The organism is Noviherbaspirillum galbum, from assembly GCF_010974945.1.
In the GTDB taxonomy this organism is placed as follows: Bacteria; Pseudomonadota; Gammaproteobacteria; order Burkholderiales; family Burkholderiaceae_D; genus Noviherbaspirillum; species Noviherbaspirillum galbum.
The window spans coordinates 61,988-78,021 of sequence record NZ_JAAIVB010000037.1; the positions used below are offsets into that span (position 1 = coordinate 61,988).

At 65.0% G+C, this 16,034-nt stretch carries 18 protein-coding genes; 17 read left to right on the forward strand and 1 reads right to left on the reverse strand.

Features of this window, described 5'->3' with window-relative positions:
• Positions 1 to 4 precede the first annotated feature (4 nt).
• The 13 genes from G3574_RS10825 to ccmI all read left to right on the forward strand — a co-directional run bounded on the left by G3574_RS10825 (position 5) and on the right by ccmI (position 10,865).
• Positions 5 to 283, forward strand: coding sequence for a chaperone NapD (locus G3574_RS10825; protein ID WP_163962918.1), 279 nt, complete (start codon positions 5 to 7; stop codon positions 281 to 283).
• On the forward strand, positions 280 to 2,775 hold the full coding sequence (napA, locus tag G3574_RS10830) for a periplasmic nitrate reductase subunit alpha (RefSeq protein WP_163962920.1): 2,496 nt from the start codon (positions 280 to 282) through the stop codon (positions 2,773 to 2,775). The genes G3574_RS10825 and napA overlap by 4 nt, the downstream gene beginning before the upstream one ends.
• Positions 2,776 to 2,785: 10 nt before the next feature.
• Positions 2,786 to 3,277, forward strand: a complete 492-nt coding sequence (locus tag G3574_RS10835; protein WP_407941666.1) for a nitrate reductase cytochrome c-type subunit — start codon at positions 2,786 to 2,788, stop codon at positions 3,275 to 3,277.
• A 7-nt stretch (positions 3,278 to 3,284) separates the two neighbouring features.
• Positions 3,285 to 3,866 carry a cytochrome c3 family protein gene (locus G3574_RS10840; RefSeq protein ID WP_163962922.1) on the forward strand — a complete coding sequence of 194 codons (582 nt, stop codon included), beginning with the start codon at positions 3,285 to 3,287 and terminating at the stop codon, positions 3,864 to 3,866.
• Positions 3,867 to 3,954: 88 nt separating this feature from the next.
• The gene (gene ccmA / locus G3574_RS10845) at positions 3,955 to 4,602 is read left to right on the forward strand and encodes a cytochrome c biogenesis heme-transporting ATPase CcmA (RefSeq protein WP_163962924.1); all 648 of its coding nucleotides are present in this window, start codon (positions 3,955 to 3,957) and stop codon (positions 4,600 to 4,602) included.
• Positions 4,596 to 5,264: a heme exporter protein CcmB gene (ccmB, locus tag G3574_RS10850; RefSeq protein ID WP_163962932.1), complete on the forward strand. Its 669-nt coding sequence runs from the start codon at positions 4,596 to 4,598 to the stop codon at positions 5,262 to 5,264. The genes ccmA and ccmB overlap by 7 nt, the downstream gene beginning before the upstream one ends.
• 275 nt (positions 5,265 to 5,539) lie before the next feature.
• Positions 5,540 to 6,313 carry a heme ABC transporter permease CcmC gene (gene ccmC / locus G3574_RS10855; RefSeq protein WP_205609745.1) on the forward strand — a complete coding sequence of 258 codons (774 nt, stop codon included), beginning with the start codon at positions 5,540 to 5,542 and terminating at the stop codon, positions 6,311 to 6,313.
• 11 nt (positions 6,314 to 6,324) lie between these two features.
• Positions 6,325 to 6,555: a heme exporter protein CcmD gene (ccmD, locus tag G3574_RS10860; RefSeq protein WP_235953296.1), complete on the forward strand. Its 231-nt coding sequence runs from the start codon at positions 6,325 to 6,327 to the stop codon at positions 6,553 to 6,555.
• The gene (gene ccmE, locus G3574_RS10865; RefSeq protein WP_163962944.1) at positions 6,539 to 6,976 is read left to right on the forward strand and encodes a cytochrome c maturation protein CcmE; all 438 of its coding nucleotides are present in this window, start codon (positions 6,539 to 6,541) and stop codon (positions 6,974 to 6,976) included. Before ccmD ends, ccmE begins: the two co-directional genes overlap by 17 nt.
• Positions 6,976 to 8,955, forward strand: coding sequence for a heme lyase CcmF/NrfE family subunit (locus G3574_RS10870; protein WP_163962946.1), 1,980 nt, complete (start codon positions 6,976 to 6,978; stop codon positions 8,953 to 8,955). The genes ccmE and G3574_RS10870 overlap by 1 nt, the downstream gene beginning before the upstream one ends.
• Positions 8,956 to 8,957: 2 nt before the next feature.
• Complete coding sequence (locus G3574_RS10875; RefSeq protein ID WP_163962948.1) at positions 8,958 to 9,485, forward strand: DsbE family thiol:disulfide interchange protein; 528 nt, start codon at positions 8,958 to 8,960, stop codon at positions 9,483 to 9,485.
• Positions 9,478 to 9,990 carry a cytochrome c-type biogenesis protein gene (locus G3574_RS10880; protein ID WP_163962950.1) on the forward strand — a complete coding sequence of 171 codons (513 nt, stop codon included), beginning with the start codon at positions 9,478 to 9,480 and terminating at the stop codon, positions 9,988 to 9,990. Before G3574_RS10875 ends, G3574_RS10880 begins: the two co-directional genes overlap by 8 nt.
• Positions 9,987 to 10,865 carry a c-type cytochrome biogenesis protein CcmI gene (ccmI, locus tag G3574_RS10885; protein WP_163962952.1) on the forward strand — a complete coding sequence of 293 codons (879 nt, stop codon included), beginning with the start codon at positions 9,987 to 9,989 and terminating at the stop codon, positions 10,863 to 10,865. The genes G3574_RS10880 and ccmI overlap by 4 nt, the downstream gene beginning before the upstream one ends.
• Before the next feature lie 14 nt (positions 10,866 to 10,879).
• Here the strand turns inward: ccmI and G3574_RS10890 are convergent, their stop codons facing one another.
• Positions 10,880 to 11,398, reverse strand: a complete 519-nt coding sequence (locus G3574_RS10890) for a polyhydroxyalkanoate granule-associated phasin (protein WP_163962954.1) — start codon at positions 11,396 to 11,398, stop codon at positions 10,880 to 10,882.
• A 161-nt stretch (positions 11,399 to 11,559) separates the two neighbouring features.
• Between G3574_RS10890 and G3574_RS10895 the strand changes: the two genes are divergently transcribed.
• From G3574_RS10895 to pstA, 4 genes are all read left to right on the forward strand, one after another.
• Positions 11,560 to 12,792 (forward strand): DUF445 domain-containing protein, encoded by a 1,233-nt coding sequence (locus tag G3574_RS10895; protein ID WP_163962955.1) that lies wholly within the window; start codon positions 11,560 to 11,562, stop codon positions 12,790 to 12,792.
• 161 nt (positions 12,793 to 12,953) lie between these two features.
• Complete coding sequence (gene pstS, locus G3574_RS10900) at positions 12,954 to 13,997, forward strand: phosphate ABC transporter substrate-binding protein PstS (protein WP_163962956.1); 1,044 nt, start codon at positions 12,954 to 12,956, stop codon at positions 13,995 to 13,997.
• Positions 13,998 to 14,183: 186 nt separating this feature from the next.
• Positions 14,184 to 15,131: a phosphate ABC transporter permease subunit PstC gene (gene pstC / locus G3574_RS10905; RefSeq protein ID WP_235953318.1), complete on the forward strand. Its 948-nt coding sequence runs from the start codon at positions 14,184 to 14,186 to the stop codon at positions 15,129 to 15,131.
• 46 nt (positions 15,132 to 15,177) lie between these two features.
• On the forward strand, positions 15,178 to 16,023 hold the full coding sequence (gene pstA / locus G3574_RS10910; protein WP_235953298.1) for a phosphate ABC transporter permease PstA: 846 nt from the start codon (positions 15,178 to 15,180) through the stop codon (positions 16,021 to 16,023).
• Positions 16,024 to 16,034 lie beyond the last annotated feature (11 nt).

The following is a 16,034-nucleotide window of genomic DNA, read 5'->3' on the forward strand; positions in this document are numbered from 1 at the left end:
CAACATGTCATCAGAACAGCAAGAACTGCACATCGCCAGCGTGGTGGTGTCTGCCCGGCACGAACAGCTTTCCTCCATCCGTTCCTGCGTCGAGTCCGTGCCCGGCGCGGAAGTCCATCATGTCGCCGCCGGCAAGATGATCGTCACCCTGGAAACGGAAAGCACGCGGCGCACCGTCGACATCATGGATGCAATCCGCGCGCTGCCGGGCGTCATCGACGCGGTACTCATTTATCAACATGCGGAACCCGTTTCCGCGCTCGAACAGGAAGTGCAATCATGACGCTCACACGGCGCGACTTCATCAAGCAAACGGCGGTCGTGACGGCTGCCAGTTCGATCGGCATCCCGGTCGAATCCATCGCGTCCAACGTGGTGACCGACGCTTCCAAGACCCAGTTGCAATGGTCCAAGGCGCCATGCCGGTTCTGCGGCGTGGGCTGCGGCGTCAACGTCGGCGTCAAGGACGGTCGCGTGGTCGCCACCCATGGCGACGTGAACGCCGAGGTCAACCGCGGCATCAACTGCGTCAAGGGCTACTTCCTCTCCAAGATCATGTACGGGCAGGATCGTCTCACCAAGCCGCTGCTGCGCATGAAGAACGGCAAGTACGACAAGAACGGCGAATTCATGCCGGTGTCGTGGGACACGGCGTTCGACACCATGGCGAGCCAGTTCAAGAAGGTCCTGCGCGACAAGGGCCCGACCGGCATCGGCATGTTCGGCTCCGGCCAGTGGACCATCTGGGAAGGCTATGCGGCGGCGAAGATGTTCAAGGCCGGCTTCCGCTCCAACAACATCGATCCGAACGCGCGCCACTGCATGGCCTCGGCCGTGGCCGGCTTCATGCGCACCTTCGGCATGGACGAGCCCATGGGCTGCTACGACGATATCGAAGCGGCCGACGCCTTCGTGCTGTGGGGTTCGAACATGGCGGAGATGCATCCCATCCTCTGGACCCGCATCACCGACCGCAAGCTCTCAAACCCGCACGTGAAGGTGTCGGTGATGTCGGTGTACGAGCACCGCAGCTTCGAGCTCGCCGACCTGCCGATCATCTTCAAGCCGCAGAGCGACCTGGCGATCCTGAACTACATCGCGAACTACATCATCAAGAACAACAAGGTCAACAAGGACTTCGTCAGCAAGCACACCCGCTTCGCGATGGGCAACACCGACATCGGCTATGGCCTGCGCCCGGACCATCCGCTGCAGAAGGCCGCGAAGAACGTCGCCGACGCCAACGGCAGCAAGCCCATCACCTTCGAGGAATTCGCCAAGTTCGTCAGCACCTATGACGACGAATACACCTCGAAGCTGTCCGGCGTCCCGAAGGACAAGCTGCACAAGCTGGCCGAGATGTATGCCGACCCCAAGGTCAAGGTGACGTCCTTCTTCACCATGGGCTTCAACCAGCATACGCGAGGCGTCTGGTGCAGCAACCTGCTGTACAACATCCACCTCCTCACCGGCAAGATCTCGACGCCGGGCAACAGCCCGTTCTCCTTGACGGGCCAGCCCTCGGCCTGCGGCACGGCGCGCGAAGTCGGTACTTTCTCCCACCGCCTGCCCGCGGACATGGTCGTTGCCAATCCCAAGCACCGCGAGAAGGCCGAGAAGATATGGCAGCTTCCCGCCGGCACCATCCCCGAGAAGCCGGGCTTCCACGCGGTGGTGCAGTCGCGCATGCTCAAGGACGGCAAGCTGAACGCCTACTGGGTCATGGCAAACAACAACATGCAGGCCGGACCGAACGCGCTGCAGGAAATCTATCCGGGCTTCCGCAACGGCGCCAACTTCGTGGTCGTTTCCGATCCGTACCCGACCGCCACCACCATGGCGGCCGACCTCATTCTGCCGACCGCGATGTGGGTGGAGAAGGAGGGCGCCTATGGCAACGCCGAGCGCCGCACCCAGTTCTGGCACCAGCTCGTCAATGCGCCCGGCGAGGCACGTTCGGATCTATGGCAGCTCGCCGAGTTCTCCAAGCGCTTCAAGATGGAAGAGATCTGGCCCAAGGAACTGCTGGACAAGGCGCCGCAGTATCGCGGCAAGACCATGTACGACCTCGTCTTCCGCAATGGCGTGGTCGACAAGTTTCCCGTCGCCGACATGGCGAAGGAATACGAGAACCACGAAGCCAAGGCCTTTGGTTACTACATCCAGAAAGGCTTGTTCGAGGAATACGCCGAGTTCGGCCGCGGCCATGGCCATGACCTCGCTCCCTTCGACACCTATCACAAGGAGCGCGGCCTGCGCTGGCCGGTGGTCGACGGCAAGGAAACGAAGTGGCGTTACCGCGAGGGACTCGACCCCTACGTCAAGGCCGGCGCCGGCGTGGAATTCTATGGGCAGCCCGATGGCAAGGCAGTGATCTTCGCCTTGCCTTACGAGCCGCCCGCGGAGTCGCCGGACAAGGACTATCCGTTCTGGCTGTCGACCGGCCGCGTGCTCGAGCACTGGCACACCGGCACCATGACGCGCCGCGTGCCCGAGCTGTACCGCGCGGTGCCGAACGCGGTGTGCTTCATGCACCCCGAGGATGCCAAGGAGCTCGGCGCGCGCCGCGGCGACATGATCGAGATCGCGTCCCGCCGCGGCTCCATCCGCAGCCGCGTGGAAACGCGCGGCCGCAACAAGCCGCCGCGCGGCCTGGTGTTCGTGCCCTTCTTCGATGCCAGCCAGCTGATCAACAAGGTGACGCTCGACGCCACCGATCCGATTTCTTTCCAGACCGACTTCAAGAAGTGCGCGGTCAACATTCGCAAGGTATAAGGAGATTACCGTGAAAAAATGGCTTATCGCCTTGCTGGCCCTGTTGTCATTGCTGTCCCTGCATGCGGGAGGTGCCTCCGCCGTCGACCTGCAGGACGGCATGCGCGGCCCACTGGGATTCGAGCAGACCACCCAGCCGCCGCCGCTGGCCAATCCGGACAACAGCGACATCAAGCGTTCGCGCAACTACGCCATGCAGCCGCCGGTGATTCCCCACAAGATCGAAGGCTACCAGCTCGACAAGAATGCGAACCGCTGCATGATGTGCCACGCGCGCACGCGTACCCAGGAAAGCCAGGCGCCCATGATCAGCGTCACCCACTTCATGGACCGCGACGGAAACTTCCTGGCCGAGGTTTCCCCGCGCCGCTATTTCTGCATGCAGTGCCACGTGCCGCAGGCCGGGCTGAACCCGCTGGTGGGCAATACCTTCACCGACGTCGACAGCATGCTCAAGAAGACGGATGGCAAGCAGGAAACTCCCGCCGCCAGGAAGAAGTGAGGCCGCCATGATCGCCATCATGAAGCAGTACTGGACCATCCTCCGCCGTCCCAGCATGCACCTCAGCCTGGGCTTCCTGACCATCGGGGCCTTCATTGCCGGCGTGATCTTCTGGGGCGGCTTCAACACCGCCATGGAAGCGACCAATACCGAGAAGTTCTGCACCGGCTGCCACGAGATGCGGGACAACGTGTTCCAGGAACTGCAGAACACGATCCACTACTCGAACCGCAGCGGCGTGCGCGCGGTGTGCTCGAACTGCCACGTGCCGCATAACTGGACCGACAAGATCGCGCGCAAGATGCAGGCCTCGAAGGAAGTCTGGGGCAAGCTCTTCGGCACCATCGATACCCGCGAAAAGTTCGAGGCGCACCGCCTTGAGCTTGCCAGCCACGAGTGGGCCCGCCTCAAGGCCAACAACTCGCTGGAGTGCCGCAACTGCCACCAGTTCGAATCGATGGACTTCACCCGGCAGAGCAAGCGCGCGGTGGAAGCGCACTCGACCTACCTGGCAAAGGGCGAGAAGACCTGCATCGATTGCCACAAGGGCATCGCCCACCAGCTGCCTGACATGGCTGGCGTAAAATAAGCCGTCATCGTCTGACGCGCTTCCGGCAGCGGAAAGGACGCCCCTTGCGGGACGTCCTTTCCTTCGCCGCGGCCATCCTTCCGATTCCATGACTCTCGAAGCAAGCAAGCTGACCTGCAGGCGCGGCGATCTCGAATTGTTCGCCGGCATCGATGCCGTCGTCGCTGCCGGCGACGCATTGCGGGTCGCGGGCGGAAACGGCAGCGGCAAGACCAGCCTGTTGCGCATTCTCGCCGGCCTGTCGCCGCCCGAAGCGGGCGAGGTGGCATGGCAGGGGCGCAACATCCGCCGCATCCGCGACCAGTTCAACAGCCAGCTCGTCTTTCTCGGGCATGCGCTGGGCGTCAAGGATGAGCTGCTGGCATGGGAAAACCTCGTCATGGCCATGACGCTCGCGGGCAGGCGCCTCGGTCCCGACGAAGCGATCGATGCCCTCGAGGCGGCGGGCATCGGCCACATCGCCGACCTGCCGGGACGCGCGCTGTCGGAAGGGCAGCGCAAGCGGGTCGCGCTGGCCAGGCTGCCCCTGTTGTTCGACCGCCCCCTCTGGATTCTCGACGAACCCTTTGCCGCGCTGGACGTCGCCGCCATCAAGGATCTCATTGCCGTGATCGACCGCCATCTCGCCGGCGGAGGCATGCTCGTCTACACCACGCACCAGGATGTTTTCCTGCAGGCAGCCCGACAGGGCCTCCTTGACCTGGGCAAGACGCCGGAAAGGCCGGACGCATGCTGAACCTGCTGCTGGCGGTGGCGCGCCGCGACCTCCTGCTTGCCTGGCGCCGCAAGTCCGACGTGCTCACCACGGTGTTCTTCTTCATCATCGTCATCAGCCTGTTTCCCCTTGGCGTCGGGCCCGAGCCGCAACTCTTGCGCAGCATGGCGCCGGGCATCGTCTGGGTGGCGGCATTGCTGGCCTCCATGCTGGCCCTCGGCCGCCTTTTCGCGCAGGACCATGCCGACGGTTCGCTCGAACAGATGGTGCTGTCGCCCGAGCCCCTGACCGTCATCGTGCTGGGCAAGGTCATCGCCCACTGGCTGGTGACCGGGATGCCGATCACCTTGCTGGCGCCGGTGATGGCGCTGCAGTTCGACCTGCCCGGCCAGTCCGTGGCCATCCTCGCAATCGGCCTGCTGCTTGGCACGCCGGTGCTGAGCCTGGTCGGCGCCATCGGCGCTGCGCTCACGCTCGGCGCGCGCGGCAGCGGCGTGCTGGTCGCGCTGCTCGTCCTGCCGCTCTACATTCCCGTCCTGATCTTCGGCGCCGGCGCGGTGGGGGCGGATGCGGCCGGCGTGGGTGCCAGCGCGCACCTGCTCCTGCTGGGCGCCGGGCTCGCCGCCTCGGCGGTGCTGTCGCCATGGGCCACTGCGGCGGCCTTGCGCATCTCGCTCGAATAGAGTCGCCGGGCCCGGCTGGTACGGTGCTTGCTCTATACCCCTTCGTTACCGCGAACGCGCCGCCCAGGCCGCCGGGCAATGAAAAAACCCAAGAAAATCGGCCCACTGGGTGGCCCGCGCGACGAGAAAGAACATATCGATGCGGACCGCCTTCCCGGCCGCGGGAAAACAGGCCAGGCAAGGCGAAACCAGGCGGAATGCGCCCCAGACCGCCTTTCATCACCAAGCACCACCAAGCAAACCGGAGTCACGACACCATGGCGAATGCCAGCCCAATGATGCCGACGCGGCACCCCTGCCTTGCGCCGTCGCTGTACAGATTCGCATCGCCGCAGGCGTTTTTCCCGCTCGCGGGAAAGCTGATTCCCTGGTTCGGGATTTCGGCCGCGCTGCTGGCTCTTGCCGGCATGGCGATCGGCTTCCTTTTCGCGCCGACGGATTTCCAGCAAGGCGATGCTTACCGCATCATCTTCCTGCACGTGCCGGCGGCGTGGATGTCGATGTTCATCTACATCGTGATGGCGGCATGGGCCGGGCTCGGACTGGTCCTGAACACACGGCTGTCGTCGATGATGGCCACGGCTCTCGCGCCCACCGGCGCGATGTTCACCTTCGTCGCCCTGTGGACCGGCGCGCTTTGGGGCAAGCCGACCTGGGGCGCGTGGTGGGTCTGGGATGCGCGCCTGACGTCCGAGCTCATCCTGCTGTTCCTGTATGCCGGCTTCATCGCGCTGCAATCCTCGATCGACGACCCGCGCCGCGCCGACCGCGCTGGCGCCGTCCTCGCGCTCGTGGGCGTGGTCAACGTCCCCGTCATCTATTTCTCGGTGCAATGGTGGAACACCTTGCACCAGGGCTCATCCATCAGCATGACCAAGGCGCCGAGCATGGCGCTGGTGATGGTGGCCGGGATGGTCGTCATGGCGCTCGCCGCCTGGGCCTATACCGTTGCCGTCGCGCTGAAGCGGGTGCGCCTCATCATTCTCGAACGCGAACGCCATGCCGACTGGGCAAGGCAATACTTGCAGCAGCAACGGGGGCACGCATGAACTGGCACGGCATGAACGAATTCATTTCCATGGGCGGCTATGCGCTCTACGTCTGGGGCGCGGCGGGCATGACGGCCTTGCTGGTCGCGGGCGAAGTGCTGGCGCTGCGCAGCCGGACGAAGGCCATCGTGCGCCAGCACCAGCGCGCGCTGCGCCGCGAGCGGCACCCGACCGACGGCATTGGCGGAAGGAACGGAAAGAACGGAAAAAACGGAAAGGATGGACATGAAGGCAAGGCATAAGCGCCTGGCGCTGGTGGCAACCGGGCTCGCGCTGCTGTGTCTCGCGGCATGGCTGGTGCTGTCCGCGTTCCGGCAAAACATGGTGTTCTTCTACACCCCCGCGCAGGTCAGCGCAGGCGAAGCGCCTAAGGGCCGCAGCTTCCGTGTCGGCGGCATGGTGGAATCCGGCAGCCTGCGGCGCCATGCCGACGGCGTGACGGTCAGCTTCACCGTCAGCGACAACGTCAAGACCATCCCGGTGACATACAAAGGAATGCTTCCCGACCTGTTCAAGGAAGGGAAGGGCGTGGTCGCGCAAGGCAGCCTGGACGGCGAGGGCCGCTTCCGTGCCGACAAGGTGCTGGCCAAGCACGATGAAAACTACATGCCGCCGGAAGCTGCCTATGCCTTGAAGAAGGGGCAGGAAGGGAAGGTCCGCTGATGTTGCCGGAACTCGGAAACTTTTCCCTCATGCTGGCGCTGTGCGTCGCGCTCGTGCAGGCGATCCTGCCTGTCGTCGGCGCGCACCAGGGAAGGCGTGGCTGGATGGCGCTGGCGCGTCCGGCGGCGCTTGCCCAATGCCTGCTGGTCAGCGTCGCCTTCGGCGTCCTGGTCCATGCTTTCGTCGCCAACGACTTTTCCGTTGCCTATGTCGCTGGCAATTCCAACTCCAGGCTGCCGGTCTACTACCGCATTGCAGGCGCATGGGGCGGCCACGAAGGCTCGCTGCTGCTGTGGATCGAGATGCTTTCCTGCTGGGCGCTCGCCGTGGCGCTGCTGAGCCGGCAGCTCGCGGAAGACACCGTGGCGCGGGTGCTGGGCGTGCTCGGCATGATCTCCGTGGGCTTCCTGGCGTTCCTGCTGTTCACCTCGAATCCGTTCGACCGCCTGCTGCCGGGCGCGCCGGAAGGCCGCGACCTCAACCCCTTGCTGCAGGACTTCGGCATGATCGTGCATCCGCCGCTGCTGTACATGGGCTACGTCGGATTCTCGGTCGCCTTTGCCTTCGCCATCGCGGCGCTGCTCTCGGGACGGCTCGACGCGGCGTGGGCGCGCTGGTCGCGCCCCTGGACTTCCGCCGCCTGGACCTTCCTTACCCTCGGCATCTTCATGGGCAGCTTCTGGGCCTACTACGAGCTGGGCTGGGGCGGCTGGTGGTTCTGGGATCCGGTGGAGAATGCGTCCTTCATGCCGTGGCTGGTCGGCACGGCATTGATGCACTCGCTGGCGGTGACGGAAAAGCGCGGCAGCTTCAAGAACTGGACGGTGCTGCTGGCAATCGTGGCCTTCTCGCTGTCCCTGCTCGGCACCTTCCTGGTTCGTTCCGGCGTGCTGACTTCAGTGCATGCCTTCGCCACCGATCCTCGCCGCGGTACCTACATCCTGGTCTACCTCGCGCTGGTGATCGGCGGGTCGCTGAGCCTGTATGCATGGCGCGCGCCGAAGGTGGGATTGGGCGGACGCTTCGAACTGGTGTCGCGCGAATCCCTGCTGCTGGTGAATAACGTGCTGCTGCTGGTGGCATCGGCCACGGTGCTGCTTGGCACCTTGTATCCCCTGTTCATGGATGCCTTCGGCCTCGGCAAGATTTCCGTCGGTCCGCCGTATTTCGAGGCGGTGTTCGTGCCGCTGATGCTGCCGATGCTGCTGCTGCTGGCCGCGGGTCCGTTCGCGAGGTGGAAGCGCGACACGGCCGGCGAGATCATGCGCCGGTTGCGCGTTAGCGCCTTCATCGCAGTGGTTGCCGCGCTTGCCATGCTTGCGGTCCTTGCCGCTTCGCCGATGGCGGCGGCGGGCATCGGCATGGCGGCCTGGATCGTGGCATCCTGCGTGGCGCACGTGGTCGAACGCGCGCGTCACGCGCCGCGCGGCATGTCCTGGCGCCGCCGCCTGGGACGCGAGCCGGCCAGCTTCTGGGCCATGCAGCTTGCGCATGCCGGCATCGGCATCTTCGTGGTCGGCGTCACCATGGTCAACGGCTTCGCCATCCAGAAGGACGTGAAGATGCGCCCGGGCGACGTCGTGCAGCTCGGAGAGTACCGCTTCTCCTTCGCCAAGCTGGAAGACGTTGCCGGCCCCAATTACGTCGCCGCCCGCGGCAGCTTCGCGGTCAGCCGGGGCGATGACGCGGTCACGGTGCTCCAGCCGGAAAAGCGCGTCTACCTGGCATCGCGCATGCCGATGACGGAAGCGGCCATCGACCGCGGCCTGGCGCGCGACCTCTACGTTTCGCTAGGCGAGGCGGCGGACGACGGGGCGTGGATCGTGCGGCTGCAGCAGAAGCCCTTCGTCAGCTGGATCTGGGCCGGCTGCCTCGTCATGGCCCTGGGCGGCGTGCTCGCGGCCGGCGATCGCCGCTACCGCCAGGCTGCGCGCAAGAGCGCGGCCGCGCCCGCCAACATCAATCTCGTGAACTCCTGAACATGAAACGTTTTCTGCTGCCGCTCGGCGTATTCCTCGGCCTGTTGCTGCTGCTGGCCGTCGGCCTGCGCCTGAACCCCCGCGAGATTCCTTCGCCCTTCATCGGCAAGCCGGCGCCCGCCTTCCGTCTCGAACAGCTGCATGCCGCCGGCAAGACTATCTCTGCCGCCGACATGGCCGGCCAGGTGTGGATGCTCAACGTCTGGGCGTCGTGGTGTTCCTCCTGCCGGGTGGAACATCCCGCCCTGCTGAAATTCGCCAGGACGAATGCCATCCCTGTGCTGGGGCTGAACTACAAGGATACCCGCGAGGAAGGCATGAAATGGCTGGAAGAGCAGGGCAATCCCTACCTGGTGTCGGCGTTCGACAAGGAGGGCAGGGTCGGCATCGACTATGGCGTGTACGGCGTGCCCGAAACCTTCGTCATCGACAAGAAAGGCGTGATCCGCATGAAATTCACCGGCCCGCTGACCGACGACACCATCCGCGGCAAGCTGCTGCCCCTGATCGAGGAACTCAAGAATGCCTAAGTTCGCCACGATGCTGTGCGGGATCTGCTTCGCGCTGCTCGCCGCCGCGTCCAGCGGCGCCGGCGCGGCGGGCCCGGACCTTCCGTCCGACGATCCCGTCCTCGAGAAGCGCGTCGCCGCCCTGTCCTCAGAGTTGCGTTGCCTCGTCTGCCAGAACCAGACCCTCGCGGATTCCCACGCCGACCTGGCGATCGATCTCAAGAAGCAGGTCCGCGAAAAGCTGGCGTCAGGCATGTCGGAACGCCAGGTCGTCGATTACCTGGTCGAGCGCTACGGCGACTTCGTGCTGTACCGTCCGCCCCTGCGCGCCGCAACGATGCTGTTGTGGGCAGGCCCCTTCCTGCTGCTGGCCTGCGGGCTGTTCGTCCTGCTGCGCGTCGTGAGGCGGCGTGCAGCGGCCGGGGAAGATTCCCCCGAGCGGGCGTCGGCCGCCGACATGAAGCGCGCCGCGGCCCTGCTGGAAAGCGATTTGCGAAGCGACCAACTTGATGGAGCGCGGTCATGATTCCATTCCTGGCGTGCGCCTTGCTGCTGCTGGTCCTGACCCTCGGGCTGCTGCTGCCGCCCCTGTTCAGGCAGAGGACGAGGACGACGGTCGAGGGAGGCGAGGCGGGGGGTGAAATGCGGGGGCAGCTCAACCTCGCCGTCCTGCGCGCGCATTCGCGCGACCTGGACCTCGACCTGCAGGCCGGCCGCCTCGACCCGGCGTCGCATGCCGCCGCGCGCGAGGAATTGCAGCGGCGCGTCCTCGAAGAATCCGGAACGCCGCCCGCAACCCTGTCCGGCAAGGCATCGGCATCGAGATGGGCCGGCATCGTCGTCGGCATCGCGGTGCCGGTCCTGGCGGCGGCGCTCTACGTGCTGGCCGGTACGCCCATGGCACTCGTGCCGGTGCAGGACGAACGCCACGCGCCTGCATCGAGCGAAGTCGAAGCCATGGTGGCGGGACTCGCCGAGCGGCTCAAGGCCAATCCGGACAACGTGGAGGGTTGGCAGATGCTGGTGCGCTCCTACAACGTCATGGGCCGTCACCGCGAGGCGAGCGAGGCCTACGCCGAACTCGTCAAGCGCGTGCCGAACGATGCGCGCGTCTACGCCGACTACGCCGACACGCTGGCCATGGCGCAGGGGCGTACCTTGCTGGGCGAGCCGGAGCGCCTGATCGACAAGGCGATCGCGCTCGACCCCGGCAACCTCAAGGCATTGGCGCTGTCAGGCAGCGCCGCCTTCGAGCGCAAGGACTTCGCCAGGGCGATCGCGGTCTGGGAAAAGCTCATGCGCGTGGCGCCGGCCGACAGCGACGTCGCGCAGTCCACAGCCGAAAGCATCGCGCATGCGCGCCGCCTGCTGAAGGAGCAGGGCGGCAAGGCGGCCGGCTAAACCGCCTTCCAGGATCACTTTCCCCGTTTCTTCCCGAGGGGCGCGCCGCCGACCGGGTTGAGCTTGATGAGGCGCCGGGCGTTGCCCGTGGCGCGCCGGTGTATCGGCTTCAAGCCATGCTGGCCGACATGGGCCATCGCGCCAATCATCTGGTTCGACAGGGCGCCGGCGTGCCGGTAAGCCTGCCCGGGCAATTGCATCATGCGGGCCGGCGATGCAGCCGCCGTCATCATGCTGGTCATGCCGGTCATAGCCTGCTGCCAGAAGCCGGCAACGAGCTGCTGGTTGGCAAGCAGGTAGCGGGTGGAGGCCGCCATCGCGGATTCCATCACGGCGTCGACCTTCTCCTGGCCCATCTTCGTGAATTCCCGCTGGTCGCGCGCGCTGGGAAGCGGCCCCGCGCTCATCATGCGGGTCGTGCGGTGGCCGATCACCTGTGCCGATGCCGCCAGCATCTCGGCGGTCTGGAACCACAGGCGGAACCAGACGAGGAAGGGGTTGAGCGAAGTGACGGCGGGAAAGGCTGGGCGCATGGCAGGGATCCGGAAAGGCATGAACCGCTTGGATGCCGGAGATTGCAAGACGTTCATTGGCTGGCATGCAATGATCGGCAGCATGGCATTGTTGTCGGAAACGAACCATCTTCCCCGGTCAGGCTCGAAACGCTAGATCAATTCATGCCTTGCGATTGCCGATGACAGAACAGGAACAGGTTGCCCAGCTGAAAAAGACGCGCGCCCTCGCGACCGGCCTGCTTGTCGTCATGAGCATCCTTTTCCTGGTTTCCCGCAGCATGCAGGCGCGTCATCCCGCCCTCGGCTTCGTCGCCGCCTTCGCCGAGGCGGCCATGGTGGGCGCACTGGCCGACTGGTTCGCGGTCACGGCCTTGTTCCGCTCGCCGCTCGGCTTGCCCATCCCGCACACCGCCATCATTCCGAAGAACAAGGACCGCATCGGCGACAGCCTGTCGGATTTCCTGGAGCACAATTTCATGACCCAGGAAATCATCCGGGAGGAACTGCGGCCCATCGACTTCGCCGGCGCGGCTGCGGCGTGGCTGGTCGAGCCGGAGAACAGCCGCGCCATCTCCCGGCAGATCGTGCGCAGCCTGCCAGCCCTGCTCAAGGTGGTGGAGGACGATGACGTCCAGAAATTCATGCATGGCCAGATGCAGTCGACCATCGACAAGATGCAGTTCGCGCCGGTGTTCGCCGAACTCGTCTCCACCCTTGCCGCCGCCCGTCATCACCAGGCGCTGTTCAATTACCTGATCGACATGGCCGCCAGCGCGTTCGAGCACAACAAGCCGTACATCCGCTGGAAGATCCACGAGAACAGCCCGAAGTGGATGCCCAAGATGGTCGACGAGAAAGTGTACGAGCGCCTGCTCAATGCCGTCCAGAGCACCTTGAATGAGATGCGGGAAGAAGATAGCGAATGGCGGATGCGTTTTGAAAAGGCAACGGCAAGCCTGATCGAACAGCTGCGCACCTCGCCTGTTTACGAGGAAAAGATCGGCGCGGTGGTGCGCGACGTGCTGGCCCACCCCCTGTTCAGGAACTACACCTTGGACATCTGGCATGGCGTCAGGCAGCGCCTGGTGCAGGATGCAACGTCGCCGGATTCGCAGATGGTCGCCAAGCTGGATGGCGTGTTCCGTTCCTTCAGCAAGGACCTGCTGGGCGACCGCCAGGTGCAGAGCAAGCTGAACCAGTGGATACGCATCACCGCCACAGAGACCATCGTTGCCCGACGCGAGGCAATCGCCGACCTCGTGGCGCGCGTCATCCGGAAATGGGACGCCGACACCATGTCCCGCAAGCTCGAGCTGCATGTCGGCAAGGACCTGCAATACATCCGCATCAACGGCACGCTGGTCGGAGGCCTCGTCGGCCTGCTGCTGCACGTGGTCTCGCTGGCGCTCTAGGCGGGCTTGCGTCCCGCCTCCGCCATGACAACTCCATGACGGAAAATCTCCTGCCGCCGCCAAATATGACAAGTCGCCAGGGCCGTGTCATGAAGCCGTCATAAAGCGTGTTTACAGTTCGCGTTGTCACTTTTCCGACGATAGATTACGTGGAGAAAACCATGCGAATGAACAAGTTCCTCACCGTTGCGGTCTTCGCGGCGGGCGCGGCCCTCACCTCGATCAACGCCCTGGCCGCCGAAATGACCGGCGCCGGCGCGACCTTTCCCTATCCGATCTATGCGAAGTGGGCGGAGGAATACAAGAAAGCCAGCGGCAACGGCCTGAACTACCAGTCCATCGGCTCCGGCGGCGGCATCAAGCAGATCAAGGCCAAGACGGTGGATTTCGGCGCGTCCGACATGCCGCTCAAGGCCGAGGACCTCGACGCCGAAGGCCTGACGCAATTCCCGGCCATCATGGGCGGCGTGGTGCCGGTGGTGAACCTGGATGGCGTCACGCCCGGCCAGATGAAACTGACCGGCCAGGTCCTCGCGGACATCTATCTCGGCAAGATCACCAAGTGGAACGCGCCGGAAATCGCCGCCCTCAACCCGGGCGTCAAGTTGCCGGCGGATGACATCACCGTGGTGCACCGTGCCGACGGCTCCGGCACTTCCTTCCTCTTCACCGATTTCCTGTCCAAGACCAACCCCGATTTCAAGGCCAAGGTCGGCGCGTCGACCGCGGTCAAGTGGCCGGTCGGCGTGGGCGGCAAGGGCAACGAAGGCGTCGCCGCCAACGTGCAGCGCATCAAGAACGCCATTGGCTACGTCGAGTATGCGTACGCCAAGAAAAACAAGATGACCCACACCCAGATGAAGAACAAGGACGGCCAGTTCGTGCAGCCGGACGACGAAACCTTCAAGGCCGCGGCAGCCAACGCTGACTGGGCCAAGACGCCCGGCTTCGCCGTGGTGCTGACCGACCAGCCAGGCAAGAGCAGCTGGCCGATCACCGGCGCTTCCTTCATCCTGATGCACAAGGCCCAGGCCGACGCGGCCAAGGGCAAGGAAGTGCTCAAGTTCTTCGACTGGGCCTACAAGAACGGCGGCGCGATGGCCACCGACCTGGACTACGTGCCGATGCCGCAGAACGTCGTCAAGCTGGTGCAGGACGGTTGGAAGGCGCAGATCAAGGACGCCTCCGGCAAGGCGGTCTGGTAAAGCCAAGCCGCGACCTTCTCCGGCCAGCGCGCCGGAGAAGGCGCGGCGCCGCAGCGAAACAGCATGTCACTCATCGGGAACATATCCGCCATGGCAACCAGGACCACCTTCATGGAAACGCCAGCAAGCCAGTCTGACGCCGCCCGCCAGACGGCGGGCGCAGGCCTTCCGCCCGCCGAGAAGGCCATGGTTGCCGTCATGCGCCGCCAGCGGGTGCAGGACTTCCTCTTCCACCGGGTAACGCAGCTGTTCGCCCTCAGCGTGCTGGCGGTGCTGGCCGGCATCATCGTGTCGCTGATCATCGGCGCCTTCCCCGCGCTGCGCGAGTTCGGCCCCTCGTTCGTGACCACCATCGAATGGGATCCGGTGAACGACCAGTATGGCGCCCTGATCGCCATCGTCGGCACGCTTGCCACTTCCTTCGTCGCGCTGCTCATCGCCTTTCCGCTCAGCTTCGGCATCGCACTGTTCCTGACCGAGATCTGCCCCGCGCGCCTGCGCCGTCCGCTCGGCACCGCGGTCGAACTGCTGGCCGGCGTGCCGAGCATCATCTACGGCATGTGGGGGCTGTTCGTCTTCGCGCCGCTGTTCGCGGACTACGCCCAGCCGGCGCTGCACAACACCATCGGGAAGCTGCCCGTGGTCGGCGCGCTGTTCTCCGGGCCGATGATGGGCATCGGCATCCTGACGGCCGGCATCATACTGGCGGTGATGATCGTGCCCTTCATTTCGTCCGTGATGCGCGACGTGTTCGAGATCGTTCCCGCCGTGCTCAAGGAATCCGCCTACGGCCTCGGCTGCACGCGCTGGGAAGTGGTGCGCAAGATCGTGCTGCCCTACACCAAGAACGGCGTGGTCGGCGGCGTGATGCTAGGACTGGGACGCGCCCTCGGCGAGACCATGGCGGTGACCTTCGTCATCGGCAATGCGCACGCGCTTTCCTGGTCGCTGTTCGCGCCGGGCAACAGCATCGCCTCGACGCTCGCCAATGAGTTTGCCGAGGCGGAGTCGACGCTGCACGTGTCCTCGCTGTTCGCGCTCGGCCTGATCCTGTTCGTCATCACCTTCCTCGTGCTCTCCGCCGCCAAGCTCATGCTGATGGGCCTCGCGCGCAAGGAAGGCACCAAGTCCTGAACCAGGCGAGACAACCGTGACTAGCGACCCAATGTTGAATCCTCCCATGAATCCGGTTTACCGCAGGCGGCTCTGGTCGCACCGCATCGGCATCGCCCTCTCGGTGGCGGCGATGGCGGTCGGCCTGTTCTTCCTGCTGTGGATCCTGTTCACGCTGCTGATCAAGGGCGTCGACGCGATCAGCCTGGCGATGTTCCGCGATACCACGCCCGCGCCCGGCAGCGATGGCGGCGGGCTGCTGAACGCCATCGTCGGCAGCCTGATGATGGTCGGCGCCGCGACCGCGATCAGCACGCCGGTCGGCATCCTCGCCGGCATCTATCTCGCCGAGTACGGCGAGGAAAGCTGGCTGGCGCAGGTCACGCGCTTCGTGACCGACATCATGCTGTCCGCGCCCTCGATCGTGATCGGCCTGTTCGTCTATGCCGTCTACGTCGCCAACGTGAAGCATTTTTCCGGCTGGGCCGGTACCTTCGCCATCTCGCTGATCGCGGTGCCGGTGATCGTGCGCACCACCGACAACATGCTCAAGCTGGTGCCGAGCAGCCTGCGCGAGGCGGCCTTTTCGCTGGGCGCGCCGCGCTGGAAGGTGGCGCTGATGGTGAGGCTGCGCGCGGTCAAGGCCGGCGTGGTGACCGGCGTGCTGCTCGCGGTGGCGCGCATCTCGGGCGAGACCGCGCCGCTGCTTTTCACCGCGCTCAATAACCAGTTCTTCAACGCGGACATGAACAAGCCGCTCGCCAACCTGCCCGTGGTGATCTACCAGTTCGCCATGAGCCCCTACGACAACTGGCGCGCGCTGGCCTGGGGCGGCGCGCTGCTGATCACCTTCAGCGTGCTCGGCCTCAACATCCTCTCGCGCACCCTGTTCAGCCAAAAGGTTCCCAACTGACATGACTATCC

Coding starts and splice junctions, on each gene's coding strand:
- G3574_RS10825 (WP_163962918.1), top strand. CDS start 5: ATGTCATCAGAACAGCAAGAACTGCACATCGCCAGCGTGGTGGTGTCT.
- napA (WP_163962920.1), top strand. CDS start 280: ATGACGCTCACACGGCGCGACTTCATCAAGCAAACGGCGGTCGTGACG.
- G3574_RS10840 (WP_163962922.1), top strand. CDS start 3,285: ATGATCGCCATCATGAAGCAGTACTGGACCATCCTCCGCCGTCCCAGC.
- ccmA (WP_163962924.1), top strand. CDS start 3,955: ATGACTCTCGAAGCAAGCAAGCTGACCTGCAGGCGCGGCGATCTCGAA.
- ccmB (WP_163962932.1), top strand. CDS start 4,596: ATGCTGAACCTGCTGCTGGCGGTGGCGCGCCGCGACCTCCTGCTTGCC.
- ccmC (WP_205609745.1), top strand. CDS start 5,540: ATGATGCCGACGCGGCACCCCTGCCTTGCGCCGTCGCTGTACAGATTC.
- ccmD (WP_235953296.1), top strand. CDS start 6,325: ATGAACGAATTCATTTCCATGGGCGGCTATGCGCTCTACGTCTGGGGC.
- ccmE (WP_163962944.1), top strand. CDS start 6,539: ATGAAGGCAAGGCATAAGCGCCTGGCGCTGGTGGCAACCGGGCTCGCG.
- G3574_RS10870 (WP_163962946.1), top strand. CDS start 6,976: ATGTTGCCGGAACTCGGAAACTTTTCCCTCATGCTGGCGCTGTGCGTC.
- G3574_RS10875 (WP_163962948.1), top strand. CDS start 8,958: ATGAAACGTTTTCTGCTGCCGCTCGGCGTATTCCTCGGCCTGTTGCTG.
- G3574_RS10880 (WP_163962950.1), top strand. CDS start 9,478: ATGCCTAAGTTCGCCACGATGCTGTGCGGGATCTGCTTCGCGCTGCTC.
- ccmI (WP_163962952.1), top strand. CDS start 9,987: ATGATTCCATTCCTGGCGTGCGCCTTGCTGCTGCTGGTCCTGACCCTC.
- G3574_RS10890 (WP_163962954.1), bottom strand. CDS start 11,398: ATGCGCCCAGCCTTTCCCGCCGTCACTTCGCTCAACCCCTTCCTCGTC.
- G3574_RS10895 (WP_163962955.1), top strand. CDS start 11,560: ATGACAGAACAGGAACAGGTTGCCCAGCTGAAAAAGACGCGCGCCCTC.
- pstS (WP_163962956.1), top strand. CDS start 12,954: ATGCGAATGAACAAGTTCCTCACCGTTGCGGTCTTCGCGGCGGGCGCG.
- pstC (WP_235953318.1), top strand. CDS start 14,184: ATGGTTGCCGTCATGCGCCGCCAGCGGGTGCAGGACTTCCTCTTCCAC.
- pstA (WP_235953298.1), top strand. CDS start 15,178: ATGAATCCGGTTTACCGCAGGCGGCTCTGGTCGCACCGCATCGGCATC.